At 58.2% G+C, this 26,497-nt stretch carries 22 protein-coding genes and 1 tRNA gene; 11 read left to right on the top strand and 12 right to left on the bottom strand.

Going from position 1 to position 26,497, the window contains the following annotated elements:
* Window positions 1-34: 34 nt before the first annotated feature.
* The 3 genes from ACWHXT_RS12820 to ACWHXT_RS12810 form a co-directional block, all read right to left on the bottom strand.
* Complete coding sequence (locus ACWHXT_RS12820) at window positions 35-910, bottom strand: AEC family transporter (RefSeq protein WP_447956127.1); 876 nt, start codon at window positions 908-910, stop codon at window positions 35-37.
* A 98-nt stretch (window positions 911-1,008) separates the two neighbouring features.
* Window positions 1,009-1,923, bottom strand: coding sequence for a LysR family transcriptional regulator (locus ACWHXT_RS12815; RefSeq protein WP_447956126.1), 915 nt, complete (start codon window positions 1,921-1,923; stop codon window positions 1,009-1,011).
* Between the two features lie 411 nt (window positions 1,924-2,334).
* The gene (locus ACWHXT_RS12810) at window positions 2,335-4,548 is read right to left on the bottom strand and encodes a TonB-dependent receptor domain-containing protein (RefSeq protein ID WP_447956125.1); all 2,214 of its coding nucleotides are present in this window, start codon (window positions 4,546-4,548) and stop codon (window positions 2,335-2,337) included.
* Between the two features lie 280 nt (window positions 4,549-4,828).
* On the opposite strand from ACWHXT_RS12810, the gene ACWHXT_RS12805 reads away from it, so the two are divergent.
* The 4 genes from ACWHXT_RS12805 to ACWHXT_RS12790 all read left to right on the top strand — a co-directional run bounded on the left by ACWHXT_RS12805 (window position 4,829) and on the right by ACWHXT_RS12790 (window position 8,826).
* The gene (locus tag ACWHXT_RS12805) at window positions 4,829-5,770 is read left to right on the top strand and encodes an ABC transporter substrate-binding protein (RefSeq protein WP_447956124.1); all 942 of its coding nucleotides are present in this window, start codon (window positions 4,829-4,831) and stop codon (window positions 5,768-5,770) included.
* A gap of 56 nt (window positions 5,771-5,826) precedes the next feature.
* Complete coding sequence (locus ACWHXT_RS12800; protein ID WP_447958044.1) at window positions 5,827-6,795, top strand: FecCD family ABC transporter permease; 969 nt, start codon at window positions 5,827-5,829, stop codon at window positions 6,793-6,795.
* Window positions 6,796-6,913: 118 nt separating this feature from the next.
* Complete coding sequence (locus ACWHXT_RS12795) at window positions 6,914-8,023, top strand: FecCD family ABC transporter permease (RefSeq protein WP_447958043.1); 1,110 nt, start codon at window positions 6,914-6,916, stop codon at window positions 8,021-8,023.
* Window positions 8,020-8,826 carry an ABC transporter ATP-binding protein gene (locus tag ACWHXT_RS12790; protein WP_447956123.1) on the top strand — a complete coding sequence of 269 codons (807 nt, stop codon included), beginning with the start codon at window positions 8,020-8,022 and terminating at the stop codon, window positions 8,824-8,826. The genes ACWHXT_RS12795 and ACWHXT_RS12790 overlap by 4 nt, the downstream gene beginning before the upstream one ends.
* Window positions 8,827-8,829: 3 nt before the next feature.
* Here the strand turns inward: ACWHXT_RS12790 and ACWHXT_RS12785 are convergent, their stop codons facing one another.
* Window positions 8,830-9,405: a hypothetical protein gene (locus ACWHXT_RS12785; protein ID WP_447893972.1), complete on the bottom strand. Its 576-nt coding sequence runs from the start codon at window positions 9,403-9,405 to the stop codon at window positions 8,830-8,832.
* 127 nt (window positions 9,406-9,532) lie between these two features.
* Here ACWHXT_RS12785 and ACWHXT_RS12780 point away from each other — a divergent pair.
* The 4 genes from ACWHXT_RS12780 to ACWHXT_RS12765 all read left to right on the top strand — a co-directional run bounded on the left by ACWHXT_RS12780 (window position 9,533) and on the right by ACWHXT_RS12765 (window position 12,747).
* Window positions 9,533-9,609 (top strand) — tRNA-Ile (locus ACWHXT_RS12780).
* A 96-nt stretch (window positions 9,610-9,705) separates the two neighbouring features.
* A complete protein-coding gene (locus ACWHXT_RS12775; protein ID WP_447956122.1) occupies window positions 9,706-9,879 on the top strand; it encodes a hypothetical protein in 174 nt (57 codons plus the stop codon).
* A gap of 1,124 nt (window positions 9,880-11,003) precedes the next feature.
* Complete coding sequence (locus tag ACWHXT_RS12770; protein WP_447956121.1) at window positions 11,004-11,711, top strand: hypothetical protein; 708 nt, start codon at window positions 11,004-11,006, stop codon at window positions 11,709-11,711.
* A gap of 73 nt (window positions 11,712-11,784) precedes the next feature.
* Window positions 11,785-12,747: a DUF4062 domain-containing protein gene (locus ACWHXT_RS12765; protein ID WP_447956120.1), complete on the top strand. Its 963-nt coding sequence runs from the start codon at window positions 11,785-11,787 to the stop codon at window positions 12,745-12,747.
* 212 nt (window positions 12,748-12,959) lie between these two features.
* On the opposite strand, the gene ACWHXT_RS12760 is transcribed toward ACWHXT_RS12765, so the two are convergent.
* From ACWHXT_RS12760 to ACWHXT_RS12735, 6 genes are all read right to left on the bottom strand, one after another.
* Window positions 12,960-13,241, bottom strand: a complete 282-nt coding sequence (locus ACWHXT_RS12760) for a helix-turn-helix domain-containing protein (protein WP_064234381.1) — start codon at window positions 13,239-13,241, stop codon at window positions 12,960-12,962.
* Window positions 13,238-13,576 carry a type II toxin-antitoxin system RelE/ParE family toxin gene (locus ACWHXT_RS12755; protein WP_447956119.1) on the bottom strand — a complete coding sequence of 113 codons (339 nt, stop codon included), beginning with the start codon at window positions 13,574-13,576 and terminating at the stop codon, window positions 13,238-13,240. Before ACWHXT_RS12755 ends, ACWHXT_RS12760 begins: the two co-directional genes overlap by 4 nt.
* A gap of 303 nt (window positions 13,577-13,879) precedes the next feature.
* Window positions 13,880-14,689 carry a hypothetical protein gene (locus ACWHXT_RS12750; protein WP_447956118.1) on the bottom strand — a complete coding sequence of 270 codons (810 nt, stop codon included), beginning with the start codon at window positions 14,687-14,689 and terminating at the stop codon, window positions 13,880-13,882.
* The gene (locus ACWHXT_RS12745; RefSeq protein ID WP_447956117.1) at window positions 14,671-14,988 is read right to left on the bottom strand and encodes an endonuclease NucS domain-containing protein; all 318 of its coding nucleotides are present in this window, start codon (window positions 14,986-14,988) and stop codon (window positions 14,671-14,673) included. Before ACWHXT_RS12745 ends, ACWHXT_RS12750 begins: the two co-directional genes overlap by 19 nt.
* Before the next feature lie 42 nt (window positions 14,989-15,030).
* Complete coding sequence (locus ACWHXT_RS12740; protein WP_447956116.1) at window positions 15,031-16,887, bottom strand: 3'-5' exonuclease; 1,857 nt, start codon at window positions 16,885-16,887, stop codon at window positions 15,031-15,033.
* A 274-nt stretch (window positions 16,888-17,161) separates the two neighbouring features.
* Entirely contained in the window at window positions 17,162-18,271 is a 1,110-nt protein-coding gene (locus tag ACWHXT_RS12735; protein WP_447956115.1) for an ABC transporter substrate-binding protein, read from the bottom strand.
* Between the two features lie 287 nt (window positions 18,272-18,558).
* Between ACWHXT_RS12735 and ACWHXT_RS12730 the strand changes: the two genes are divergently transcribed.
* Both ACWHXT_RS12730 and ACWHXT_RS12725 read left to right on the top strand, forming a co-directional pair.
* Window positions 18,559-19,935, top strand: coding sequence for an MFS transporter (locus ACWHXT_RS12730; RefSeq protein ID WP_447958042.1), 1,377 nt, complete (start codon window positions 18,559-18,561; stop codon window positions 19,933-19,935).
* Between the two features lie 264 nt (window positions 19,936-20,199).
* Window positions 20,200-22,254: a TonB-dependent siderophore receptor gene (locus ACWHXT_RS12725; protein ID WP_447956114.1), complete on the top strand. Its 2,055-nt coding sequence runs from the start codon at window positions 20,200-20,202 to the stop codon at window positions 22,252-22,254.
* Between the two features lie 68 nt (window positions 22,255-22,322).
* Here ACWHXT_RS12725 and ACWHXT_RS12720 read toward each other — a convergent pair whose 3' ends face one another.
* Window positions 22,323-23,237: a sucrase ferredoxin gene (locus tag ACWHXT_RS12720; RefSeq protein WP_447956113.1), complete on the bottom strand. Its 915-nt coding sequence runs from the start codon at window positions 23,235-23,237 to the stop codon at window positions 22,323-22,325.
* Window positions 23,234-24,073, bottom strand: a complete 840-nt coding sequence (locus ACWHXT_RS12715; protein ID WP_447956112.1) for an ABC transporter ATP-binding protein — start codon at window positions 24,071-24,073, stop codon at window positions 23,234-23,236. Before ACWHXT_RS12715 ends, ACWHXT_RS12720 begins: the two co-directional genes overlap by 4 nt.
* Before the next feature lie 259 nt (window positions 24,074-24,332).
* Here ACWHXT_RS12715 and ACWHXT_RS12710 point away from each other — a divergent pair, with 259 nt between their 5' ends.
* Window positions 24,333-26,474, top strand: a complete 2,142-nt coding sequence (locus ACWHXT_RS12710; protein ID WP_447956111.1) for a TonB-dependent receptor — start codon at window positions 24,333-24,335, stop codon at window positions 26,472-26,474.
* Window positions 26,475-26,497 lie beyond the last annotated feature (23 nt).

The following is a 26,497-nucleotide window of genomic DNA, read 5'->3' as shown; positions in this document are numbered from 1 at the left end:
TGACTACGCTCAACGGGGTAGGTTCCGTTAAACGCTACATCATCAGCGCCAGCAGCGCCGGCAGATAGAAAAGCGCCAGCAGGGTCGAGCAGAACACCAGGCTTGCCACGTAGACCGGCTCGCGCTTGGCGCGCTGGGCGAACAGGTAATTGAACACGGCCACCGGCATGCACATCTGCAAAATCAAAATACTCTGACCCAGCGGCGGCAGATTCAAAAGCGTCGAGACGAGCCAGGCAAGCCCGGCGGCCAGTGGAATGCGGACCAGGCTAAAGCCAATGCCGGAGCGCAGGTTCTTGACCTGGATGCTGGCAAGCGACACCCCCAGGGTGATCAGCATCAGCGGGACGGTAAACCCGGACATCAGGTCCACGGTGTTGGCAAGCCAGGCCGGCAGCGCCGTGTCGGTCAAAAGTAGCGCCGTGGCGATCAAAATCGCGTAGACCGTAGGGGTTTTGACCAGGGTTTTGAGCGGATTGCCGCGGCTCGAGAGCATCGCGCCGATCGTGAACTGAAAAAGCGAGACGGTCACCATGATGGTGATGCCGTAGATAAACCCGGCACTGCCAAAAGCGTAGAGCACCACCGGCAGGCCCATATTGCCGGTATTGGGATACATCATGGGCGCCAGGATGACCCGCCAGTCCTTGCGCAAAAGCCGCGCGGCCCCAAAGGCCATCAGCCCCATGAGACTCAGCACCAGGGCCGTGGCCAGCATGGTTTTACCGAACGTATGGGCATCGATCGAGGCACCGGCAAGCGAGGCCAGTACCAGCGCCGGGGTGCCGATATTGAATACCAGCCGGGTGACGAAATCGATCGGGTAGGGGTAGCCCAAACGGACCCACATAAAGCCGAGCCCGGCCCCGGCGAGCACCGGGGCCATGACGGCGAAGAGTTCAACGAGCATGGAGCGTCCTTGGCGAGCGTAAGCGCCTATTGTCGGCAATTAGGTCGTTAGCTGGCAAGGTTTCCCGGCGCGGCCCGGCAAAAAGCCCGGCTTTCCAGCTAGGCTGAAAGGGGCGGCACCTGCCAAGGCGTGGGCACGCGCTCGCGCAGAAAGCTTAGCAGCGCGCTGACCCGGCGCGAATGATGGCCGTAGGCGTAAAGCAGCGACACCGGCAGAGGTTTGGGCTCCCACCCGGCCAGGCAGTGCACCAGCTCGCCCGGGTGATGCGCTTCGCGCTGGTCGACTATCCAGTGGGGCAAAAGCCCGATGCCCTGGCCGCTGGCGATCGCGTTGATATGCATCACGGTCAAATCCACGCGCAGCCGCGAGCGGGGCGGGGAGAAAACGTATTCCGGCGCATCCGCGTGATAAAGCGCCAGCCCCTTCGATGCGGTATCGAGCAGGTCTATCCAGGCATGTTGGTAGAGCTCGCCTGGGTGGGCCAGCGCAGGCGCTTGCGCCAGGTAATGCGGGCTTGCGTAAAGCCCTCGGGTAAGTTGGCCCAGCCGCTCCTGGTTCAGGCCGCAGTCGTCGATGCTACCCAGCCAAATATGCACGCTGTTGCTATCGAGTTTGGCGGAGGGGGTTTCGCGACAACGCAGGGTCAGTTCGATCCCGGGGTAGCGGGCCAGAAACGTCTCGGCCACGCCGGCGACCCAATCCCTTGCCAGTACGCCGTGCGCTTCCAGCGTGATCTTGCCGCTAATCTCTTCGCGCAGCTCCGAAAGCGCTTCCTGGCTTTGCCCGGCCAACGCTAAAAGTTCGTTGCAGTAGCCGTTGAATAATAGCCCCGCCTCGGTTGGAATCAGCTGGTTCGCCTGGCGTCTTAAAAGCGGCTGGTTTAAGCGCGCTTCCAATTGGCTGATACGCCGGCTTAAGGTGGATTTGGCCAGACCCATCTTCTGAGCGCTGCGCGTTAGACTGCCGGTCGCCATCACATCCGAAAATGCGGCAAGTTCATCGAAATCAAACATGAGAAAGGCCCGCGGGCAGTGATATTGCGCTCATTGTGCCAGTTTGCCGTGTAAATGAAAATAAGAGACATTCCTGTTCCACCTCGTTGAACGGCGTGTCCCACCGCGACACCGCGTGAGTATGTGACTATGTGAATGCTAATAATTAGCATTCAAAAACCCATTAAAAAATGGATCACATAGGAACATCGTCATGGCTTTCCCCTTGAGACGAACTCTGATCGCAAGCGCCGTCTCCGCGCTTGCTTCACAGCCTTTATGTATGGCTGAAAACGGCTACCTACGGGTAGCCATTTTTGCGTTGGAGGAGCCGGGGGCGGGGTGTTCGTAGCGTGCTAAAAAAGCCCCGGTGTTTGCCGGGGCTAAAATCAGTAAGCGAGATCAGAGAGCATCGATCGAAAGCAACCAGCCTTAGAAGTCGTAGGTGGCGGAGAGCCAGTAGCTGCGGCCATCCACCGCCACGCCGGTATTCGAGCGCCCGGTTTGCGTGTAGCGGTAGGCGACGTAGGTATCGCCGTCGAAGGTGTAGGTGTCGTAGTCGGAGAAGTCCTTGTCGAGCAGGTTGTCGACCCGGCCGGTCAGGCGAACGTTGTCCGAGAAGCGGTAAGATGAGCGCAGATTGAATAGCTCATAGCCATCCAGATCGTTACCCACTTGTTCGACCAGTGCGGCGGAGTTCCCCGAGACGCTGCCGCTAAAGCGGTCGCGAGAAGCGTAGTATTCGCCTTCGAGCGTTGTGGTCCAGCGCGCGTTGATCGCCCAGGAGAGATCCGCGGTTAGCTTGTGTTTGGGCGCGTTGGTCAGCGCCTGGCCTTCGTTGTCGCCGGAGGTCACTTCGGTATCGGTGTAGGTGTAACCGCCGCTGATGCTCCATTGGGGGGCAAACTGGTAACGGCTGGTCAGCTCGATACCGCGGGTTTCGGCGCGGTCGACGTTGATTTCCTGATTGAAGCTATCCTGGGTGGTGAAGTCGCCCACGCTGATGCAGTTGGCCGCATCCGCAAACGGGCGGTTGCCGCTGCTATCGACAAACTGGCAGTTCGGAAGGTCGTCACCATTGGCGATACGGTCACGGAACTGGGTAAAGAAGACCGTCGCCCCGGCGGAGAAGTTATCCAGGTTGTCGTAGATCGCGCCGATTTCGTAGTTGGTGCTCTTTTCCGGCGACAGGTTGGGCGAGCCTAGACTCGCCGAGAGCCCTTGGTTGCCAAAACCGTTAACGCCGTCGTGCAGCTGGTTCAGCGTCGGGGTCTTATAGCCCTGGCTGATGCCGCCCTTGAGCGTCCACTCGTCGGTGGTATTCCACACCAGATAGCCGCGCGGGCTGAAGTGGCCGCCAAAGGCGTTGTGGTGCTCAAAGCGCCCGCCCAGGGTCAGCGCCAGGTCGTCGCGTAAAAACCACTCGTCCTCGAGAAAGACCGCCCAGCTCGACTGGCTGAATTTTTCATCGCCTGCAGTGGCGTCGATCAGCTCGGCGTCAATGTACTGCCCGCCCACGGTGACCATGTGATCATCCAGCGGCGCCACGAATTTGGTATCCACCACGATGTCCCGGTTTTCGAGCTGGCGCGGCTCGCCGCCCTGGGCCACGTAGCCGTAGGCCGGGGCGTTACCTGCGGGCAACGTGCGGCCCAGCGACTCGGTTTCGTTGCGGGTAATGCTGGTGTCCCAGGTGCCCGCGCTCAAACGCGCGGAGTGGCCCAGGGCGATCTGGTCGCGGTTGAAGCGCAGCTCGTCCTCGTAGCCGAAGAAGGAATTCGGCTCCGGCGTCTCGCAGTCGCTGCGGCGCAGGCCGTCCAGGCTTCCCAGGCGGCAGTCGTCGTTATCGTAGGTCTGGCGGGCGCGCTCGGCGTCCAGCCAGATTTCGTGGGTATCGTCCGGGGTGAAGCTCACCCGGCCGCCGATCGAGTAGATGCGTGCCTCCGCCGGGCGGGGGTCACGGCCGACGCTGTCCTCGACCAGGCGCTCGGAGCTTGCGCGGTCGAACAAACGCCCGCGTAGTTGGACGCCGAGGGTGTCTTCCACCAGCGGGCCCGAGGCGTAGAGGTTGAGGGTAGAGCTGTTGCCTTCGTCGCGGTCCTCCTGGAAGGAAGTCTCGACGCTGACCGACCCCGCCCATTCGGTCCCCACCCGGCGGGTGATGATATTGATGACCCCGCCCATGGCGTCGGAGCCGTAAAGCGTCGACATCGGCCCACGGATGACTTCGATACGCTCGATAGCGGAAAGCGGCGGCATGAAACTGGTGGAGGTCGAGCTAAAACCGTTGGGCGTGACATCGCCGGAGGTATTCTGGCGGCGCCCGTCGATCAGGATCAAGGTGTAGTCGCTGGGCATGCCGCGAATCGAAATCTCCCGCCCGCCGGTTTTGCCGGTACCGGCGCGGGTATCCACGCCGGGAATATCGGCAATGGCCTCGGCCACGTTGGTGAACTGGTTCTGCTCGAGTTCCTGGCGGGTGACCACCGAGATACTGGCCGGCGCATTGTTCAGCGTTTGCTCGTACCCGGCGGCGGTCACGACCATATCGTCGAGGTTGTTGGTCACCTGCTGGGCGTGCGCGGCAGTAGCAAAAGCGCCCAGGGCGACGGCGCTGGCAATGGCGGTGCGAGTAAAACGAGGCATTGAAGAACCCTTGCGATGAAAGTGGTTATCTTGTTAATGAGACTTGTTATCAAATGTAATTGGAAGTCTAAAAATAATAGTTCCCGATATCGAGCGAAAATTGAGGAACACAGTGTTGCTTTATACGGAACGCTTGGCGAAAAGTGCGCTGCATCGCTGGTCCGCCGCTAACGGCGCTCCGGCATTTTTGCAAAGAGGGGCGGGGGAAAGGATAAATTGGTAATGCAATTGCTTTTGAGAATCGTTACTATCAATGGCATTAACAAACAGGAGAGTTTCGATGGCGGGTACAGCGCGGGGTAACACGGTAGGCCGTTTGGCAATGGCGGGTGCTTTGGTCAGCGCACTTTTCGCGGGGCACGCCCAGGCGCGGACGCTCGAAACCGGCTTTGGCGAGGTGGAGGTCGAAGGCACCCCCGAGCGCGTGGTGACAGTTTACGAAGGCGCGCTGGACACCGCCATTGCCGCCGGCATCATACCGCTGGGCGCTGTGAGTACCCGTGGTGGCACCGATGTGGCCAACTACGTGACCGAGTACTTCGACGATGAGCGCCCGGAGATGGTAGGCGTGGTACGTGAAATCAATATCGAAGCCGTACTTTCTCAAAAACCGGATTTGATCCTGGCCGCCGCCCAGCTCCCCGAAGAGCAGTACCAGCTGCTTTCGCGCATTGCGCCCACCATCGTGCCGCCGACTCAGACCTTCAAGCCGGACAACTGGGAAGCCGAAGCGCGCCTGTTTGGCGAAGCGCTCAACCGCCAGGAGGCGGTGGAAGAGGTAATTCAGGCGGTGGAAGCGCGGGTCGAAGAACTTTCACAAAGGATTCAGGAAAACCACCCGGACGAGAACGCCTTCGTGGTGCGCTGGATGCCCAGCGGCCCCATGGTCATGTCACAAAACCTGATTGCCACCGGGCTTCTCAACCGCGTGGGTATCGATGTGAGTGATGCCGGGCTGGTCGAAGAGGGCAGCGCGCACAGCGATGCGCTGAGCCTGGAGAATATTTCCATGGTCGACGGCGACTGGCTGTTTCTGGCCACGCTCAACGAAGACGGCCAGGAGGCGCTGGACGCCGCCAAACAGAGCAATGCCTTCAACCGCCTGAATGTCGTACAGCAAGACCGAGTGATACCAGTCGATGGCCAGCTTTGGAGCAGTGCCAGCGGCCCGTTGGCGGCCATGGCCATTCTGGATAGTATCGAAAACGCCTTGCTGCCGTGACCGGAATCGCCCACGCACTTAGCGGGGCCGTCACACGCCAAACGCCCCGTGTTCTGATGATGTATCTGCTCACCGCCCTCGTGGCGGTGAGTGTGTTGAGCCTGTTGATCGGCGCTGGCAGCGTGGGGCCGGTGCGAGTGCTGGCGCTTTTGCAGGGCAGCGCCGACAGCGAAGCGCGCTTTGTGGTGCAAGAGCTACGCGCGCCGCGCATGCTGATCGGCATCGTGGTGGGGGTTGCCCTTGGCGTGGCCGGGGCGCTTTTACAGGCGGTATCGCGTAACCCCTTGGCCGAGCCGGGGCTTTTGGGCGTGAGTGCCGGGTCGGCGTTCGCCGTTGCGTTGGCGTTGGTGCTCGGCGCGAGCGCGGCGACGCTGCGTATTTCCGTGGCCCAGCTGGGGGCGCTGGCCGGGTGTGTCTGTGTGCTGAGCGTGGCGCGCTTTCGCGGCGTGGGCAACGACCCGGTGCGCCTGGTGCTGGCCGGTGCGGCGTTTTCCGGGCTTTTGGGCTCGCTGACCTCGCTGATTTTGCTTTATGACCAGCGCGCCGCGGACGAGATCCGCTTCTGGGTCGTGGGTAGCTTGGCCGGGCGGCGCCTCGAGGATTTGGCCGCCGTGCTGCCAAGCCTGGCCGTGGCCGCGGTAATGGTGGCGTTCACCGCCCGCCCGCTGGCGGCGCTGGCGCTGGGCGAGCGCGCCGCCTCCGGGCTTGGCCATCATCCTTCATTGATCCGCTGGGTCGTGATCGGCTGTGTGGCGCTTTTGGTCGGCGCGGCTACGGCAATCGCCGGGCCGATTGCGTTCGTGGGCCTGGTGGTACCGTTCGTCGCCCGGGCACTGGCCGGGCCGGACATTCGCCGCACGCTCTGGTTCTGTCTGCCCATCGGGCCCCTGATCGTGCTGAGCGCCGATATCATTTCGCGGGTCGTGGTCGCCCCTTCGGAGTTACCGCTGGGGGTGTTGACCGCGCTTTGCGGCGCGCCGGTGCTGATCGCGGTGGTGCGCGCCCGGCGTTTACCCATGCTTTGAGCCCACGCCTTTGCGGGGTGGTCTTCTACCACGGTAACTATTTACACGATAACTATTTACACGGTAATTATTGTTAACAGTGACGATGGCAACCAAAACGACAGCGAGCCCCGAGTACATGCCGGAGCTCTCTTCCCAACACGAGGCGGTGGACGACGTGCGCGCACGCAAAGCGAGCGACCCGGCGCTGCCTGGCTACTGGCGCCTGGCCTGGCACGCCAATGGGCAGGCGTACAGCGTACTGTTCGAGCGCCGCGCGGTATGGGTCAACTGCGCGCTCGTCCTCGCGCTATTGGTAGCCGGGGTCGTGTATCTGGCCTTTGGCAGCGTGCCGCTTTCGATTAGCGAAGTGATTCCGGCGCTGGCGGGCCAGGGCGACATCATGACCACCTTCATGGTGCAGGAGCTTCGCCTGCCGCGCCTGGCTGGCGCCTGCCTGACCGGCGGGGCCTTTGCACTGGCGGGTATCCTGATGCAGACGCTGGCCGGCAACCGGCTGGCAACGCCTGGTATCATCGGTATCGATAACGGCGCGACGGCGTTCGCGGTCGCCTCGGTCATCGGTATTGGTACGTCTATCGCCCCGCCCGCCATGGCGCTGGCCGGGGCCACCACCGCCGCGGCGATTACCTTTGGCCTTTCCGCGGGCAGCGGCACCCAGGGGTACCGGTTCATCGTGGCGGGCATTGGCGTAGGCGCGGTGTTTGGCGCGCTGACCCAGTTCATTTTGGCTCGGGTACCCATCGACGACGCCAACGCCGCCTACCCCTGGACCGTCGGCACCCTCAACGCCCGTTCACCCGATGCGGTACTGCTTCTGGCCTTGGGGTTGGCGGTGGGTATCGTGCTGGCCATGGTGCTGGCACGCTCGCTCACGCTGCTGCGCTTTAGAGACGCCGTGGCCAGCGGGCTGGGGGTGAAGGTCAAGGCTTGCCGCATACAAGTGTTGGCGCTTTCCGTGGTGCTCACCGGCCTTGCCGTCGCGGTGGCAGGCCCGGTGGGCATGGTCGCGCTGATCGGCCCGGAAATCGCCCGTTCGCTTTCAAGCTCACGCCACGTACCGGTGCTGGCCGCCACGCTTGCCGGCGCGCTGGTCATGGTACTGGCGGATTTGGCCGGGCGAACGCTTTTATCCCCCATCGAAATTCCCGTGGGCATCGTGACCGCCGTGGTGGGCGGCCCCTGGCTTTTATGGATCTTGATGCGCCCGCAACGGAGCCACCCATGAGCACCTCGCACGACACGCCTACGCTTGCCACCCAAGCGCTGAACATGAACTACGGCGCACGCCGGGTGATCAACGAGCTGGGCCTTCACCTGCCCAGCGGCCAGGTGACGGCCATTGTGGGGCCCAACGGCTGCGGTAAGTCCACGCTGCTTTCGGGGCTTGCCCGGCTGCACAAGCCGGAAAGCGGTGCGGTACTGCTCGACGGCGCCGATATCCAGGCATTACCCGCCAAGGCGCTTGCCAAAAAGCTTGCGCTGCTGCCCCAGGAGGCTGTGGCACCGGAAGGGCTCACCGTCACCGAGCTGATCCGCTTTGGCCGCCAGCCCCATCAGGGGTGGCTGCGCCAGTGGTCGCCGGAGGACCAGCAGGTCGTCGAGTACGCGCTCAAGGCCGCCGGCTTGGAGGCGCTGGCGGACAGGCCGCTCGAGGCGCTTTCCGGTGGGCAGCGCCAGCGCGCCTGGATCGCCATGACCATCGCCCAGCAAACGCCGCTGCTGCTGCTTGATGAACCCACTTCCGCGCTGGATTTGGGCCACCAGATCGAAGTGTTCGAACTGGTGCAAAAGCTTGCCCGTAAAGGGCGCACCGTAGTGATGGTCCTACACGATTTGGCCAGCGCCTGTCGCTACGCCGATCATCTCATTGCCATGTGTGAAGGGCGTATCGTCGCCGAAGGCACGCCCGCCGAGGTCGTGACCCCGGCGCTGGTACGTACGCTTTACCAGGTAGACTGCACGCTTTTGAAAGACCCGGACACCGGCAGCCCCTTGATTGCCAGCGTGCGCCGAGCGGCGGCTACTTAAGCGCTAACGGTTGATCAGCACTGCATCGAGGGTGACCGGCACATGGTCGGCAATTTGCTGGTAGCCCAGCAGCGACATCACCGTGCGCACCGTGTTGTTGGCCATGAGCGTGCTGCCATTCAAGGCCATGGGCTCGGCGTGGGTCACGCGTACCTGGTTCAAGCCTTCCCGGGTGAAGCGCAGCGGCACGTCTTCTTGCTGATTGATACCCTCGGTTTGCACGCGAAAGGTCAGCGTTTCGACCATCGACTCGCCGATATCCAGACGATCGAGGCGCTCCGGCGGCATCTGCGCGGTCAACGTCACCAGCGTGGAATCAGTGAGAAGCCGCGCCCATACCGGCAGCTCGCCAAAGCGCGAGAGCAGGTCGGTCTGGCTGAGTTTCAGCGGCAGGCGCAGGGTGCCGTCCGGCGAAATCTCGCCCTGCAAATCACGCACCTGATGATGATGGGTTTGCGGCGAGCCGCCGTCGAGCTGGGTAATACTCGCCTGCACCTGGGACTGGCTCGAATCCAGCTGCCAATCCGCCGACACCGGCATCGCCAGCACCAGCGGTAAAAGAGCAAACAAGGCTTTCATGGCATGTCTCCATAGTAAGGACTCATCAGCAGACTCGCCCGCGGTGTAAAAGTGCCGCAATAAGATCAAGATAGCGCCCCAGGGGTAGCCTCGCCCCGCCACATTCGCTATGATATGCACGCCTTTCGGGCCCATAGCTCAGTTGGTTAGAGCAGGGGACTCATAATCCCTTGGTCGTCCGTTCAAGTCGGACTGGGCCCACCATTAAAATCAGTAGCTTATCAATTTTATGTGGTGAGTCCCCTGTTCCAAGGGTACAGTTTCGGTACAGTGCCGATCTGTCAGGCCCTGGAGATTTTTATGGCCACCATCGTTAAGACCCCTTCTGCAACCTGGAAAGCCGTCATCCGCAAGTCGGGTTGGCCCACCACTGCAAAGACCTTCCGTACCAAACGTGACGCCCAAGATTGGGCACGCCGCACTGAAGATGAAATGGTGCGCGGCGTTTATATCCTCAGAGAGAATGACGCTTGAAGCAGCGCTAAAGCGCTATTTGGCCGATATCCCCCCTACCAAGAAACCCAGCAGCCAGAAAAGCGAACGCCTCAAGGCTGATACGCTCATCGAACATTTGGGCAAATACTCCTTGGCCGCTCTCACGCCAGAGTTGGTCGCCAACTACCGCGACAAGCGTTTAAACAGTTAGGGACGCCGAGGGGAACTAATTAGCCCGAGTACCGTGCGTCTAGAGCTTGCTCTGCTTGGCCACCTCTTCACCGTGTCTATTCAAGAATGGAGGCTAGGCCTGACGTATAACCCTGTCCAGAATATCCGCAAGCCTAGCAGGTATACCTGTCGTTGATGGTACTAACTGGTGCCGTTGGAGAAGGATTTGGGCAGGTGTCGTCTTAATAGCAGTATAACGGCCTAAGTAGACTTCCCATTGTATCCTTGAAGCGCTAGGCTATTACGCATAATTATGCCAAGCGCGGGTGATAACATGGCGAGCAGCAGGTAAGCTCAGTTTAGGTGGGTATACAAAGGCATGACGACCTGCGGCTGAAAGTTCGGCACGGTCGGCGGCTACGGTCATAAGGGGGAGGGTGTCAGCGAGCTTGAGTTGACTCACTACCGTCTCAATAAGCGTGAAGAAAAGTGCCTGCGCCAAGGGGTGATTAGTGCTTCACCCCGTTCAGCAAAGGGGGCTTAGTCGAGCCCTAATACCCCGAGAAGCAGCGCCCGACCGAGATCATCTATAAACTCAAAGAGCTCCAAAGCACGGAGTTCCGAGACGAGGGTAATCTACGCTTCGCAAATGGCATCGAGCGAGATGAGGCGGTGATTTACTAGGTGTGTAACAAGGGAGGTCAGGTAGTGGCTTTTTTTTGCTGAGTAGCAATCTACGGAAGGGCCTATTATAACTGATCACGACCCAAAGCGACCCTCTCGGCAAAAGCAGCATGCTGTTTCATCAGTGTTATGCAGCCGGCACGATAATCTATGTTATGCAGCCTATTTATGCTTAATTTATTGTGATTTCAATGAGATAGGCCGTAAATAAATGGCGGTATAACCTGAATGAACGTGCCGTCGGGGTCAATCAGGTTATGTAGTGGGGTGTATAATCACTGTTAAGTTCACAAGGAGAAATCGAGAAAATGCCAAATAGTGAAGTCGTAATTCAAACAGTTCAGCTATCAATCATCTCCGATGTTCTAGCGATTATTTTATCTATCGTAGCCCTAATCGTTACGGTTATTGGGTTTTTTGCCTCGTTAAAGTTCTATCGAGATGGTGTGGAACTACAAAAAGCGGCAAATGATGCTCTAACAAAAGTAGAAGAGAAAATGTCTGGACTGCAATCTCATATTGTTAGCATGTTTGATAAAACATTAGATGCTGCTATTTCTCCTTCTTCAGAAGTTAATAAAAGCTTTGATGACTTAGATGAGTTTCTAGAGAAAGTGAAAAGCGACGTACTTAAAGTTGCTAAAGAAGAGCTTGGCGAAAAGGAAAATAAGAACGCTTCTGAATTAAAAGAGGTTTTGAACAGCCAGCTTTCAGCTCTAGAAGAGAAAATCAACCAGACCCGTGAGATAGCAGAATCTTCAAACGTTATTGTCCACCCTTCGAAATGCTCAGAAGATGATGTGACCTCAGAGCAAATATTTTCACTTTTACGCGAAGCTGGGAAGCCTCTAACTCTTATGCAAGCACATAAAATTCTTGGCGGAACGGGTCGCCAGCGAATGAGCCTTAAAAAGAAGCTACACGCACTTATAGATGCTGGCTTATTATCAAAAAGGTATCAGGATAATGGCGAAACTCCAGTAATGTACTATCTGCCTGAAGATAGTGCCACGTAAACTTAACAAAGCCATGCAATCGACCGCCTTCGGCGGCTATTGAAGGCGGCGTTAAATTCAATATGGAGTTTTCATGAAGAAGCGACTACAGGTGTTCATTTCTTCCACGTATACGGACTTAATTGAAGAAAGGCAGGCTGCAGTAAGTGCCGTTTTGAAATCTGGTAATATTCCGGCAGGTATGGAACTCTTTACCGCTGGTGATCAAAGTCAGCTAGAAGTGATCAAAAGATGGATCGACGAATCCGACGTCTACATGTTGATTCTTGGGGGAAGATATGGAAGCGTCGAAAAGGAGTCAGGGGTCAGCTATACAGAGCTAGAGTGTAACTACGCTTTGGAAATTGGAAAGCCTCTATTTGCTGTAGTCATTAAAGAAGATGCGCTTGAGGAAAAAGTTAAAGTTCATGGCAGTTCTGTTTTTGAAAAAGACCGACAGGCAGAGCTGGAGCTATTCAGACAAAATGTTCTTTCGAATATGTCCTCCTTTTTTGAGGATGAGAAAGATATCCGCCTTTGTGTGATGGAAAGCCTATCAGATATCGCGGCTTCACGAGACCTTTCCGGTTGGGTATCAGGTGATGAGGTTCCAGACACGAAAGCGCTTGTTGAAGAAATAAATAAACTTTCAAAAGAGGTCGATGAACTATCTAAAGAGAATTCTGATTTAAAAACGAAGATGGCGAGCGGCAAAAAGGATAGCACAGAAGAAGAGTTTCAGGCGCTAGAAAAGATACTAGAATCAATAAAAATTAAAGTCCCTCCAAATGCTACTGAAAAGGACGACGATATTGAGATTAGCTTGTATAAGTTATTCATTAAACTCAAAGATGTTATCGTTATCGGGATAACTAACAAGGCGGGCCAACATGATGGCTATGGTTTTATATACAATAACGTTTGCCCGAAACTCCAAATTCATGGGCTTGTACAAAACGAAAAAGTCGCGGGTGTAAGGTGGCGACGCTTCTCGACAACAAAGCTTGGTCAAGAGTTTCTGGCTTATGTCGAGAGAAAGAAACTTCAGGAGCAGTAGAGATTTAACAGTCGGCTGCACAGCGACCGGTTTTCCGCTGCTTTGCAGCTCCAAACCGGCGCGTGAACCGAGCGTTATATCAGAGATGTCTAAGAAACCGCTTCTGGACGATAAAAGTCGCACCAAATTTGGTAGTTTTCTTTACACATAGTGTCCGCCCATCAAAGGGACGATCTTGCGTAAATATTTCTACGTACAGAACAGCAATGTTTTTAAGCGACCTCAAGTACGCGCATTTCGACATGCAGCCCAGCCGCCACTACCATATTCACCAGTGTATCAAGACCAAATAGGTGGATTTTGCCACACATCAGATCGGATACCCTGGGTTGAGTGACGCCCAGCCGCTTAGCAGCTTCGCCCTGAGTCCAGCCCTGCCGGTTAATGTGCTGCTCAAGGGCCATCATCAGGCCGGAGCGAAGCTTCATATTTTCCGCTTCGGCGGCAGTATCCTCGATGGCGTCCCACACGCTTTCAAAAGTTTCATTACTCATCGTTTCACCTCGCTTAGCAAGGCGCGATATCTGGCTTCGGCCAGGTCGAGATCCGCCTTACTCGTCTTCTGGGTTTTCTTCTGGAAGCAGTGCAGAATATAGACAGCTTCGGCAAGCTTGGCTACGTAGATCACTCGAAATGCACCACCAGCGTCTCTGATGCGAATTTCCCGCATGCCCTGACCAACAGTGGCCATTGGCTTCCAGTCGTTCGGATTAAGCCCTCTTTGCACCTTATCAAGCTGGTAACCTGCTTCCTGCCGGACAGTCGCAGGGAAAGCGCGGAGATCGGCGAGGGCGCTACCTCGGAAATTTAGGGGTTTGTATTCTGACATGATGTAAGTATACAAAATTCTGTATAGTTCGCAATGTAGGTGCTACCCATAGGCATGCTGTTCGAGAGAGGTGAGAACTCAAAATCAGTACACCCTCGGTACACATATTAGCTGCACATGCTACTCTATAACTTCGCTAAATTACTGATTCTAAAAGACTATTCCCTTTGCTATATTAAGGTTAATTTCTTTTTTTCAGTAACTTAGTGCTATAGCGCTAACTCATAATCCCTTGGTCGTCCGTTCAAGTCGGACTGGGCCCACCAATTCTTTTCCTGATTTCTCGTTCCCGAAAACGAGCTTTCAAGCAATCTTCCAAACCTGTTTCAGCCTTTCCACCGTATGCTCCCACTTTGGTGTCGTCGGCTTGCACACTGTATTCTGATTACCAAATAGCCCCACTTCGCGAAATGCCGCCATCGCGGGAACGCTTTTGATCCAGCGAACCGGCACGAGATACTCCAGCGTGTCTTCGTCATCAGACATATTCGCACGATGCAGGTGGGGGTAATCGGCTGGGGTCGTTACTTCGTGTAGTGCTTGAAGGCCGCTCGACGTCTCGACCATGAATTCATCTGCCCGAAGCCGCTCGCCGGTTACTTCCGCAACGCCGACGTAGCCGGTTTTGGGAATGTTAACCCAGACCCGGTCGCCTTCGGAAAGCAGGTTGAGCGTCTTGGAGTACCAGTGGGCGCCGCCACCGGCGATAAAACCAAAACGGCGCGCCAATTCCCAAGGCCGATCATCGCCAAACGAGGCGTAGAACTCGCCGTTCCACGGCGCCTTTTGCGCCTTGCGCGCGGCGGGCTTGGGCGGCTCGTCCGGGTCGATCATCCAGGCGCGGCTCAGGTAGTGGTTGCCGCCGTCTTCGAACGCCGAGAAGAACATCGCGTTGATCGAAAGCTGAGCGTGGTCATTCAAGTAGTTGATGATCCGCTCACTGCTGGCGTCGAGCCGTGTCGCCACCACAACCATCTGGTGGCTGTCATTGAGCGAGACGTCATCAAGCGGTACGCCAAACTTGGCGGAAAAGGCATCTTCCAGAGTCGGGTGAGGGCGTGGATAGCGCTCATTGAAGGCCTGGTAGATATCGATCAACTGATAGTCGGCCAAGTGACGACCCAGCTGGCGTAGTCGATGGCTTGGGCGACCACGTCGCGGGGCGTTTTATCACGTTTAAGCTCGATGATGATCACGTTACCGTTGGCATCCAGCGCGAGCAGGTCGATGAGCTTATCGAAGCCGGTGCGCACCTGACGGCCGATCAGCAGCCAGTCCCGGTTGAGGATCGAGACATCCTGCATGATCTGATCTTCCAGCTTCCCCTCGTCGGCTAGCCCCATAGGGCGTAGTTTTTGCGGTGCCTCGTCGGTATCGCTTGCCAGCTTCCAGATGCCTTGTTCGATCGCCATTCAGGTGCCTCGCTCACAGGTGATATAAAAAAGCCGCTACCTTCAAGCCGCCGCCAGCTCGCTCAGCCGCTCGGTGTACCAGTTTTCCTTGCTGCTGGTCACCATCAGGCGGCGCCGGGCACGGGTCATGCCTACGTAGAGCAGACGCGCTTCCTGAGCCTGTTTTTCCTCATCAAGACTGAGTGCCCCAAGCCCGCTGAGCAGTACCGTGTCGAACTCTAGCCCCTTGCTGCTTTGACGGCTGAGCAGTACTACCTCGTCGGCTTCCGGGTCGTAGCTGCGCTTGTCGGCAGGCGTTTGCAGGCAACGGCAAGGAATGCCGGCGGCCTGCAAGGCTTTGTGGAAGAGCTTTCCTTGGGCGTTGCTGGTATAGACCACGGCAATAGTGTTCAGCTCGCTGCCTTGGCGCTGCCACGTCTGAATGCAGTGCACCAGATAGCGTGCCTCGAGATGGGCATTATCGAAAGCGCGAAATGCCGGCTTGGGCCCACTTACCCCGGCCACTTCGGGGGTGATCAGCGGTATATGGTCATCGTCGGCCTCACAGGCTTCCAGGAAGTCTCGTGCAAAATCGTAGGCGAACGTAAGGATTTCCCGAGTATTGCGATAGTTCAGTTTGAGAATGGTGGTGCGCCCACGGGCCTGAACACCGGCCGAAGAAAGCGGAAATTTCAGCGCGCCTTTCTGGTAGATGGACTGGGCATCGTCGTAGAGCAGCAACAACGAGTTGGTGTCCGGGTCGATCATCTGTACCACCAGCTTCAGCCACTCGCGCTCGAAGTCGTGGCCTTCGTCGATCATCACCGCAGCATATTGCGCCCGCGGAATGCGCGACTCGTCGACGGCTTGAATCACGCTTTCCACTTGGCGCTCGTAGGCTGGTTTGCTGCCTGTCAGCAGGTCGACGTTATAAGTCTTCAACTGCTGGCCGCACCACTCATGGAAGTGGTGAACCATGACTTTGTCGGCGATACCTTTTTCGGTGATAAAGCAGCGAAGCCTTGCCGCCAGCGTAATATTGAAACACAGCACTAAAATCGGTTTGCTCGTTGCCTGGGCCAGATGCAGGCAGCGGTAGCCAAGGATCAAGGTTTTACCGGAGCCGGCCACGCCGTGAATCACCCGGTGGCCGTCGCCCATACTGCGCGCCAGCTGCTCCTGATGAATGTCCATGACGCGCACGATATTGGGCACGACCTCCGTGGCCGGGGCGGCATTGGTCTCGTGTTCCTCGCCGTCACCGAACAGATCCCCGGTCGGGGCGTCGATGCGCACCTCCGGGAAGAGCTGCCAGCGAATCCGGTCGAGCTGGGGGAGAGTGAGCTTCTCGCCAAACTGGTAGCCGAACATACTCCAGAGGCGCTGCTGAAACGCTTCGGGGTCGGTGGTGGGGGCCATCTCGTCCTTACAGATCACCAGGTGGCCCGGCAGTACGATCTCTTGCTCCGCCTCGGAAATGGCCTTGTTCCACTGCAGGCGTGTGATGTTGGGAAAAACGACGCCATGCCCGTAGGGAAAGCAGAGCTTACCCTGATAGCGCTTATCGGTCTGGGTCAGCTGCGGGTCGCGCTTTAGTTGATCAATGGCGGCAAAGGCGCATTGGCGCGCTTGAAATAGCGGATTGCTGACCGTTTTGCGCCCTTGTTGGGTGTCGATCTCTACGCTGTCCGGCGTGATGAAGCGCAGGGTTTCGATCTTCCAGTCCTTGACCTCGAGAAACAGCAGGCCCCGCGCCGGGTGAAGAACGATGAAGTCCGGATAGCGGCGCTTTTGCCCCAGAGGAATGTCGTACCAGACGATATAGTCTTCTTCCAGCAGGCTATCGAGTCTTTGCGCGACGCGCCGTTCGCCACGGGTCATTCGAGGGGCGGTCGTAAGGGCGGGAATGAACGTGGCCATAGGTGTCGGGGTTCCGGCATCGGGCCGTCCACCCAATGGTAAAGTTGAATTAGAGGCTACATTCTAACCAGCCCGCCATGGCGCTTCAATTGGAAAAATGGATGTGTTAGAAAAGCTTAAATGCGCGCACGGCTTTTGCAGAAAGAGCGTTGAGGAGACTTTCACGCGTTACCCAGTAAAAAGTCCGCGCCACTCTGCAATGACATGCTGTGAGTGGCGCGGGGCTATTATCGGCGGTTAGGTGTGGAACGGGGCGTCTATGCGCCGGTTCGGATTAACGCGAATAGTTCAAGCTCCAAAGGTCCAGCCAATCCTGGCGATTCTCCCAGTCCGCGTTGGTCGTAGCGGTGTTATACATCATGAGCTGATCCTTGAATTGATCGATACCGGACGCTTCTTCATCGGGTAGGCTAAACGTCGTGTTGGTCGACATTTTGCCGTCCATGCTCTGTAGGGCGATGCCTTCCTCGATCATCAGGTAATGAATGAAGAGCCTGGCGGCATTGGGGCTTTTGGTCTGAGTAGTGATGAGGCCGAAAGTGGGGTAGCTCACGCCAATGAACGGCTGCATGTCGTTGCATATGCCCATCGTCATGCCGTTTTTATTTTCCCGAAATGCCGCGGTGCTGATCATTCCTACGAAGCTATCGTCGACATCCGGGGCGCCTATGGCCTGGGCGGCATCGCTGTCGGAAGGTGTTATCAAGGGGGCGTTTTGGGCAAGGCGTTTGACGAATTCAGCGGTTGCTGAATCTTCGTCGGTGACGAGGGCCTCGCCGTTCAAGGCCAGAAACGCATCGGCCATCGCTTGGTCGTGATGAGTGGCCATCTGATTGAACCAGTCGATATAAAGCGGCTTGAGCGATGGGTCCTGTAGTGTGACCTTATTGCGCCACTCTTGTTGGGTGAGCTGCCATATATTCGTAATCGGGCAAGTGTCGTACTCTGCCGTGTTATAGGCCCAGAGATTGGGGGCCAGAATAACGGTGAGCGGGTTCTGATACTCGTTGATGATCTCGCCCAGCATGTCACCGGGTGTCCAGCTGGTCACGTATTCCGGGTCGATCAAGAGCTCGGTGGCACCGGGGGCGTCCTCTATCATGATCACATCGGCCTGGACATTGTTGGCGCGTGATCCACGGCTTACGATCTCGATGGTTTGGGGCGCTTTGGCTTTAACGCCTGTCGCGCTTACATCGTATTGGGCGGTAAAGTCCTGCGCCTGTTGAACGATTTTGCCGGTAGGTGCGTATACGGTAATCGGCGCTTCTTGTCTGGCACGCTCGATTAACGCTTGTAAATCAAAGCTATCATTCGCCTGTGCCGCTGTTGCCATGCTCACAGCGATAGCGGGGAAGGTGCAAAGCGCTCTTTTAATGCCCATCGGTTTTCCTTTATCAAGGCCCGGGATCGCTCGATCGCGGCGGGCGGCCGCCTTTGGGTTTTATCGTCGCGCCGGTAAGCGCGGTTTCGCGTTTTTCGCGATAAAACCCTGGAAGCTATTTAAATTAAAAGTGGCACTTGGTTGCATTCATGGAGAATTAATAATTAACAATATAATTAGTTATTTATGCAGTATCTTATAAGCTAATTGTTACAAAGCGGTTTATTTTGCAACTATGTGCAGTAGGATTTGAGCGTTTTTAGGGCCGACCGTGGCACCCTTTATGCATTGCTTTTCGTATACGTTCGCCCACTCACTGGCGAGTGGCTCGAACGGCTCGCCTACGAGGAAGCCTCATGCGCTCACTAACAATGCTCAGACCGGTCAAATCGATCCTCCAAAGCGTGGCGCTTCTGCTGCTGGGCAACGGCCTACTCAACACGCTGCTTACACTCCGCGGCACAAGCGAGGGGTTTTCGACCACGCTGTTGGGCATGGTGATGTCCGGGTATTTCGTGGGCTTTATTTGCGGCACCTGGATGAGCCGGCGGTTGATCAAGCGGATGGGCCATATCCGCACGTTCGGTTTTTGCGCCTCGATATGCGCCACCATGGCGCTTTTGCACCTGGTGTTCATCAACCCCTGGGTGTGGCTGGTGCTGCGTATTATTTATGGGCTCTCGTTTATAACCCTGATTACGGTGATCGAAAGCTGGCTCAATAGCCAAGCGGCAAGCCACGAGCGGGGGCGCATCTTTGCCGTTTATATGGTGGTCAACCTGGGGGCGCTGGCCATAGCGCAGCAGTTTTTGCGGCTGTCATCGCCGGAGGGCTTTCTGCTGTTCGTGATGATCGCGATTTTGATCAGTTGGGCGGTGCTGCCGATTACGCTGACGCGCCGCGTGCAGCCGAAGATCTCCGAGCGGCCGAAAAGCAGCCTGCGGGCGCTTTTGGGGTTTGCGCCGCTGGCGGTGGCGTCGGCGGCGCTCTCCGGGTTTGCCATGGGGGCGTTTTGGTCAATGACGCCGATCTACGCGACCCACTTGGGGTTCGATATCGCCGGGGTGGGGCTGGTGATGAGTACGGCCATCGTCGGTGGGGCGCTTTTGCAGATTCCCATCGGGCGTTTTTCCGATCAGCACGACCGGCCACTGGTGTTGATTTGGGTGGTACTGAGCGCGGCGCTGGTGGCGGCTGCAATTCCATTTGCGCCCAGTCATAACGTGCTATTGGGGCTCTACTTCTTGTGGGGCGGGCTGGCGTTTTCGCTCTACCCGCTGGCGGTGGCGCAGTTGATCGACCAGCTCCACCCGGATGAGATCGTCGCGGGCTCGGCGGATATGCTGGTGATGCACGGCGCCGGCTGCGCGGTAGCCCCCTTGGCGGCGGGCTCGCTGATGCACGCGGTGGGCGATCACGGCTTGCCGCTCTATATTGCCTGCGTCTTCACGCTGCTGGGTGTGTACGCGATCTATCGCCGACGCCGCGTGCGAGCGCTGAAAACCCACACTGCCCACTTCGAGCCGATGGTGCAGAGCAGTGCCGAGGTGCTGGGCATGATGTTCGACGCCGTACAGCCGGATCTCTTCGATGACCCGAGCTTTTATGAGGAGCACGAGCGCCGGCGGCTGGCGGATATCTTTCATGCCGGTAGCCGAAGGTGAGGGCAGGGAAGTAGGCCTGTTGGCGCTCTCGATAAAGCCGGGGCTGGCGGGCTTTTGATCGTGCAACGCCTTGTTCCGGCAAAGCGGCTTGAGTCGGCCTCGATATTGTGATTGTGAATAATAATCCGTATCATTCAGCTTTGCTGACCGCCCATTTTGCTCTTTAATGAGACTGCCCTCATGCTCCGACCTCCGTTTGCAGCCGCACCGTTATCGTTTGCCGTTCGCCGTTCAATGCTTATCTCGTTAGGAAGTGCGCTGAGCATGGCGCCCCTGGCCGCACTGGCTCAGGAAGAAACGGTGGATATGGGCACGACGGTGGTCACCGCCACCGCGCTCAAGGTCGCAACGCCGGATATCGAAACGCCGCGGGCTATTTCCACGGTCAGTGAGCAGGAGCTCGAAGATCGCGGCGTCAACAAGTACGACGAGACCTTCCAGTACCGCTCTGGTGTCACCTCGCAGCCCTACGGCAACGACAACAACGCGGACTGGTTCTTCCTGCGCGGCTTTAGTGCGGAAAACGCCACTTACCAGGACGGCCTGCGCCTGTTTCGTACCGGCGGCTACTTCTGGTGGATGAACGAAACCTTCGGGCTAGAGCGGGTCGATCTCTTGAAGGGCCCGGCGTCGATTCTTTACGGCGAGGCGCCTCCCGGCGGTGTGATCAACGCGATCAGCAAGCGCCCGACGGATGAACCCCAGGGTAATATCACCGTAGAGGCGGGCAACGACGGTCACCGCCAGGTGGGCATCGACGTGTCCGGCCCGGTGGGCGAACGCGACGATATGCGCTATCGCACCGTGGCGCTTTATCGCGACCAGGACGGCGAACTCAACGGCAGCGAGAAAGAGCGCTACTACTTCGCGCCGAGCCTGGCCGTGGATTTCAGCGATGACACCACGGTCACGTTTTTGGCAAGCGTCCAGAAAGACGAAGGCACCCCTACCTCGGGCTTTTTCCCCGCTTTTGGCACGGTGAACGACTCGCCCTTTGGCAAGATCGACCGCCATACCAACTACGGCCAGCCCGATTACGACCACCTCAATCAGCGCCAGGTAGCGCTGGGTTACGAGCTTGAGCACCAGATCAATGATACCTGGGAGTTTCAGCAGAACGCGCGCTACACCAATCTCGATCTCGAGCTTAGAAACGTCTACCCCAACTCCTACGTGACGCCGCCGCGGGGTATCTCGCGGGGCGTGATCGACCGCGACGGCGAGTACGACGGCTTCACGATCGACAACCGCCTGATCGCGCGCACCTATACCGAAAACACCGAAAACACGCTGCTGTTCGGCGCGGACTACCAAAAGCTCGATTTGAACTACACCAACCGCGACAGCTTCCGCACCGCCGGGGACGGCTCGTCGCTGTTCTCCAATATCGACACCGTGGATCTCTACAACCCGGACTACGCCTCGTTTAGCGCGCCGGATACCGGCGACCCCACCGAGCACGATGTCGACCGCCGCCAGCTCGGCTTTTACGTGCAGGACCAGCTGCGCGTGGCGGACAGCTGGGTATTTTTGGCCGGAGCCCGTTACGACAACGTCGACAGCAGCGACGACTTCTCGGATGCCACCGGTAGTTCCAGCGAAAGTTATGACGACGAGCAGCTCTCGCTGACCGCCGGCGCCATGTATCTGGGCGACAACGGCGTTTCGCCCTACGTAAGCTACAGCGAATCCTTCACGCCGGTGGCGGGTATCGGCCCGAGCGGCTCGAGCTACGAGCCGCTGGAAGGCCGCCAGCTAGAGGCGGGGGTTAAAATCGCGCCCTTCGATGTCGACGGCTACGTCACCATTGCCGCCTTCGATATCAAGGAAAGCAATACGCTGATTTCCACCGATGCCCCGGTGCAGGAACAAGCGGGCGAGCGCCGCTCCAACGGTTTTGAAGTAGAGGGCGTGGGCTACCTGACCGATGAGCTACAGCTGACCGCCGCCTACACCTACACCGACGCGCGCTATGACGAAAGCGACGACCAGCAGGACGAGCGGGTGCCGCTGATTCCGCGCCACTCGGCTTCCGCGTGGCTGGGTTACGACATGAGCCGGGCGCTGCCGGGTCTGTCGATTGGCGCCGGCGTGCGCTATCTGGGCGAAAGCGAAGCCAGCCCCGGCAGCAGCGTCGAAGGCAACGTCTCCTCGACCACGCTTTATGACGCCATGGCCCGTTATGAGATCGACGAGAACTGGTCCGCCCAGGTGAACGTTAAAAACCTCACCGATAAAGAGTACGTCAGCGGCTGCGATTTCTACTGCTACTACGGCGACTCGCGAAGCGTGATCGGAAGCGTCAGCTACCGCTGGTAAGCCCAACGCCCGGCATCAAGCGCAAAAAGCCCGGCACGCCGGGCTTTTTTTATGCAAGTCGCAAGGCCTTAGGCCTGAAGGGCCTGGCCGTCGAGGTGAGTGGCTCGCCACACCAGGCTTTCGGTGGGCCCTTGATCGAGATCGGCGCAGGAATCGACACGCATCAGCGGCGTGGCCTGACAGTGTACCTGGGCCTCACTTTGCGCGCCTTGCTGCTCGCAGCGCCAGCGCAGGGTGCGTTCATGCTCGCCGCCGCTTTCGTCCAGCAGGGTAAGTTGGGGCTGGGAGGCCTGCGTGCTCAAGCGCTCGAGCAGTGCAAGCTCGGCGCTTTGTTGGGCGGGGGTAAGCTGCGAGCCACCCCGGTAGCCGGGCAGAAAGCGCAAGCCGTTGGCTTCGGTTTGCAGAAAATCCAGCGTTTGCTCCGGGGTGATGCGCCCGTATTTGCGCGCGTTGGGCAACAGGATAACGCTGGCAGCCAGTCGGCAACCGCCCAAGTGGCTGCTCTCCCATACGTCAAAGGGCAGGTGATGCTCGGCAACGGTGTGCGCTAGCGCCTTGAAGGTTTTATAGCCGTATTTGGCGCAGCATTTATCCTTTTTACCGTGGGTGCAGCAGAGTATGAGGTCATGCACGGGCGGGGCCTGCTCCCACCGTTCAAGCGAGTCGGCGTTCTGCCACGCGGCCAAAAACAGCGTCAGCTCATCTCGCGCGACGCTAAAACGTTGCCTTTCTGGCATTAAAAAGACCGTATGCCGAGTGGCGTCCTGGCCCTGACGGTGGATGAGATTGACCCGCCGCCCGTTGCCCGCCATTTGGTCGAGCATCTCGACCAGCGTATCGCTCATATCGCTTGCGTGGCGCAGGTTGCGCTGCCATTTGGCGCGTGGCCAGCTCAGCAGCAGGTTGCGCTCGGCGTGGGCGGCACTACCCGCAAGTGGGTCGCTCTGTTCACGGCTTAAGTCGGCGCAGAAAGTCTGTTTCATGAGGCGCGCCTCGTCGCTTGCAGGCTAGCGGCGCCGCCCCCTTTGCGCGGTACACAAAGGGGATGGCCGCTTTCCGGGTCAAAAAGGATTTGGGCATCGAGATTGAACACGCGCTCGAGGTTTTCCGCCGTAAACACCTGGCCGGGCGCGCCACTGGTGATGATTTGCCCGTCGCGCATCAGCACCAGGTGGTCGGCGTAGGCGGCGGCCAGGTTCAGGTCGTGAAGCACCAGCAGCAGCGTGCGATTCTTTTCATGGGCCAGCCGGGAAAGCAGCTCGAGCAGGTCGACCTGCACCTTCAAGTCCAAAAAGGTGGTGGGCTCGTCGAGCAAAATCAGATCGGTTTGCTGGGCCAGTACCATGGCAATCCAGCAGCGCTGGCGCTGGCCGCCGGAGAGCGCATCCACACTGCGCTCGGCGAATTCGCCGACATTGGTATAGGCCATGGCCTCATCAACCGCTGCGCTGTCCTGGCGCGTGTTTTTTTGCCAAAGCCCCTGGTGCGGAAAACGGCCCATACCGACCAGTTGTTTGACCGTTAGCCCCTCCGGCGCCACTGGCCCCTGGGGCAAAATGCCCAGCCGCCTGGCGACATCGCGGGTATTGCTGCGGTGAATGTCCTTGCCGTCCAGGTAGACGTGGCCGGCGGTGGGGCTAAGCGTGCGGGCAAGCGTTTTGAGAAGAGTCGACTTGCCGCAACCGTTGGGCCCCAGCAGCACGGTAAGCCGACCCTCTTCGACGGCGATATCGACTCCCTTCAAAACCGGTGCAGCCTCGTAGCCAACGTGTAAATCGTCGCCGGTCAGGCGCGGCTCAAGAGCAGGTGGAGAAGGCATTCGCGGGCTCATCGGGTGATCAGGATAGCCAGACCCTAAGATAAAATATTCTCATTTTCAATGGTAACCCTCGTTGCTCGAGGCGGGCATTGGCGAGGTATTAAAAGCGGAGTGTCATTGACCGGAAATTATTTTCGATTTTAGCCGAACGTGGTGTTCCATTTTGCGCATAACGAAGGCCTAATATGCGCAATATAATCATTATCATTTGTAAGCGTGTTTTAGTTGGGCGCGCGTTCGAGCAGAAGGAAACTACACAGTGCAGGTCAAAAAACGCTTGATAATGTGGCCAACCGTCACGCTGGCAGGGCTGGTCGCAGCTACTCAGGGCTACGCTCAACAAACGGTGACCGACCAGACCGCAACGGGGCGCGCCAACGCTGAGCAGCCCATGGTGGTGACCGCCTCGCGCACCAGTGCCACCCCGCAAGACTCGCCGCAAACGGTGCGTATCATCAGCGAAGAAGAGATCGGCCAGCAGCGCCAGTTCTCGAGCGACTCCTCGCAGATACTCAGCAACCTGCTGCCGTCCTACTCGCCCAGCCGCCAAAAGATGAGCGGCAGCGGCGAAACCCTGAGAGGCCGCACGCCGCTGATATTGATCGATGGCATTCCCCAGTCCAACCCGCTGCGCCCGACCGGGCGTGAAGCGCACGCCATCGATTTTTCGATGGTCGAGCAGATCGAGGTGATCCAGGGCGCCAACGCCACCAACGGTGTAGGGGCGGCGGGCGGCGTGATCAACCTGATCACCAAGCGACCCGAGCCCGGCTCGTTCAATCAGCACGTGGAAGCGCAGATCACCACGCCCACCCGCGAGCTCGACAGCGATACGCTAAGCTATAAAACCAGCTACGGCGTGAGCGGCAATAGCGGCGATGTCGACTACCTGTTCTCGGCAAGCCATGAAGACCAGGGGCTATTTCTGGATGGCCACGGTGACGCGGTCGGGGTGGATAACACCCAGGGCGACCTGATGGATTCCCGCTCTTTCGATATTCTGGGCAAGCTGGCCTACTGGGTGGATGACGACCAGCGCCTGCAGTTCAGCGTTAACCACTACAACATCGAAGGGCATAACGATTACGTGAGCGTGACCGGCGATCGCGCGGGCGGCGTGGTCACGACCTCTGAGCGCGGTACGCCAGAAGGCGATGCGCCCTACAACCGGGTGTGGACGACCGGGCTTGGCTACGACCACTATGACCTGGCCGGCATGCACCTAAGCGCCCAGGTGTTCTACCAGGACTACGAAGCGCTGTTCGGCGCGACCGACTCCGCCACCTTCCAGGACGCCAGCATCGCCCCGATCGGCACGTTTTATGACCAGACCATGGCCGCCACCAGCAAGTTTGGTACCAAGGTGTCGCTTACCCGGGATGATTTTTGGGAGGAGCGCCTAAAGCTTACCGTCGGCTTCGATACCCTGTTCGATGAAACCGAGCAGTACCTATACCAGAGCGATCGCACCTACGTGCCGCAAACCGACTACACCGATCTATCGCCGTTCGTTCAGGCCGATCTGCGCCCGGTCGAGTCGCTGCTGCTCTCCTTCGGGGCGCGCTATGAGTATGCCAAGCTCGATATCGACGACTACCAAACGGTGGCCGCCAACAACGGCGTGGCGGTCGAAGGCGGCTCGCCAAGCTTCAACGAAACGCTCTATAACCTGGGCGCGGTTTGGAATCCGGTCGACCACTGGAGCCTGTTTGCCAATTATTCCGAAGGCTTCTCGATCCCCGACGTAGGCCGTGCCTTGAGGGGAATCAGCACGCCCAACCAGTCCGTGGGCAGCATCGACAACCTAAGCCCGGTCGTGACCGACAATGTCGAAACCGGGGTGCGCTTCGAAAACGACCGGTTGGCGGCGGAGCTTAGCTATTACCAGTCGTCGTCGGACTTTGGCAGCCGCCTGACCGAAGTGGACGATGTGTTCTACATGCAGCGCCAGGAAACCGAGATCAAGGGCTTCGAGGCCTCGGTCGACTATCAGTTTACCGATCGGCATTCGGCTCGTGTGGCCTACTCGCGGATGAAAGGGCGCTATGACAGCAACGAAGACGGAAACCTGGACGCCAAACTGTCCGGGCTGGATGTTTCGCCGGATCGTATGACGGCTCGCTGGTCGGCCAACTGGACCGACGATCTTTCGACCTTCGTACAGGCCAACTACGCCTTCGATAAAACCTTCGACGAAGCCGACCGCGAGTTCGATGGTTATCTATTGATGGACGCCGCCCTGGGCTACCAACTGCCGGTCGGCCAGGTAAATGTAGGCGTGGCTAACCTGCTGGACGAGCAGTACGTCACCTACTATTCGCAAAGTGCGCTGGTCAACGACGAGCGCTACTTTGCCGGGCGTGGCCGCACGCTGACCCTGGGCTACCGGCTGGATTTCTAAAGGTTAGCGCGGTTTTTATCACT

Source organism: Vreelandella halophytica, assembly GCF_968193635.1.
This window is presented reverse-complemented; position numbering and strand designations above follow the sequence as displayed.

Coding starts and splice junctions, on each gene's coding strand:
- ACWHXT_RS12785 (WP_447893972.1), bottom strand. CDS start 9,405: ATGAAAGCCTTGTTTGCTCTTTTACCGCTGGTGCTGGCGATGCCGGTG.
- ACWHXT_RS12720 (WP_447956113.1), bottom strand. CDS start 23,237: ATGAAACAGACTTTCTGCGCCGACTTAAGCCGTGAACAGAGCGACCCA.
- ACWHXT_RS12775 (WP_447956122.1), top strand. CDS start 9,706: ATGGCCACCATCGTTAAGACCCCTTCTGCAACCTGGAAAGCCGTCATC.
- ACWHXT_RS12790 (WP_447956123.1), top strand. CDS start 8,020: ATGAGCACCTCGCACGACACGCCTACGCTTGCCACCCAAGCGCTGAAC.
- ACWHXT_RS12760 (WP_064234381.1), bottom strand. CDS start 13,241: ATGAGTAATGAAACTTTTGAAAGCGTGTGGGACGCCATCGAGGATACT.
- ACWHXT_RS12810 (WP_447956125.1), bottom strand. CDS start 4,548: ATGCCTCGTTTTACTCGCACCGCCATTGCCAGCGCCGTCGCCCTGGGC.
- ACWHXT_RS12715 (WP_447956112.1), bottom strand. CDS start 24,073: ATGCCTTCTCCACCTGCTCTTGAGCCGCGCCTGACCGGCGACGATTTA.
- ACWHXT_RS12725 (WP_447956114.1), top strand. CDS start 20,200: ATGGCGCCCCTGGCCGCACTGGCTCAGGAAGAAACGGTGGATATGGGC.
- ACWHXT_RS12770 (WP_447956121.1), top strand. CDS start 11,004: ATGCCAAATAGTGAAGTCGTAATTCAAACAGTTCAGCTATCAATCATC.
- ACWHXT_RS12800 (WP_447958044.1), top strand. CDS start 5,827: ATGATGTATCTGCTCACCGCCCTCGTGGCGGTGAGTGTGTTGAGCCTG.
- ACWHXT_RS12795 (WP_447958043.1), top strand. CDS start 6,914: ATGCCGGAGCTCTCTTCCCAACACGAGGCGGTGGACGACGTGCGCGCA.
- ACWHXT_RS12755 (WP_447956119.1), bottom strand. CDS start 13,576: ATGTCAGAATACAAACCCCTAAATTTCCGAGGTAGCGCCCTCGCCGAT.
- ACWHXT_RS12765 (WP_447956120.1), top strand. CDS start 11,785: ATGAAGAAGCGACTACAGGTGTTCATTTCTTCCACGTATACGGACTTA.
- ACWHXT_RS12745 (WP_447956117.1), bottom strand. CDS start 14,988: ATGGCGATCGAACAAGGCATCTGGAAGCTGGCAAGCGATACCGACGAG.
- ACWHXT_RS12735 (WP_447956115.1), bottom strand. CDS start 18,271: ATGGGCATTAAAAGAGCGCTTTGCACCTTCCCCGCTATCGCTGTGAGC.
- ACWHXT_RS12740 (WP_447956116.1), bottom strand. CDS start 16,887: ATGGCCACGTTCATTCCCGCCCTTACGACCGCCCCTCGAATGACCCGT.
- ACWHXT_RS12805 (WP_447956124.1), top strand. CDS start 4,829: ATGGCGGGTACAGCGCGGGGTAACACGGTAGGCCGTTTGGCAATGGCG.
- ACWHXT_RS12820 (WP_447956127.1), bottom strand. CDS start 910: ATGCTCGTTGAACTCTTCGCCGTCATGGCCCCGGTGCTCGCCGGGGCC.
- ACWHXT_RS12815 (WP_447956126.1), bottom strand. CDS start 1,923: ATGTTTGATTTCGATGAACTTGCCGCATTTTCGGATGTGATGGCGACC.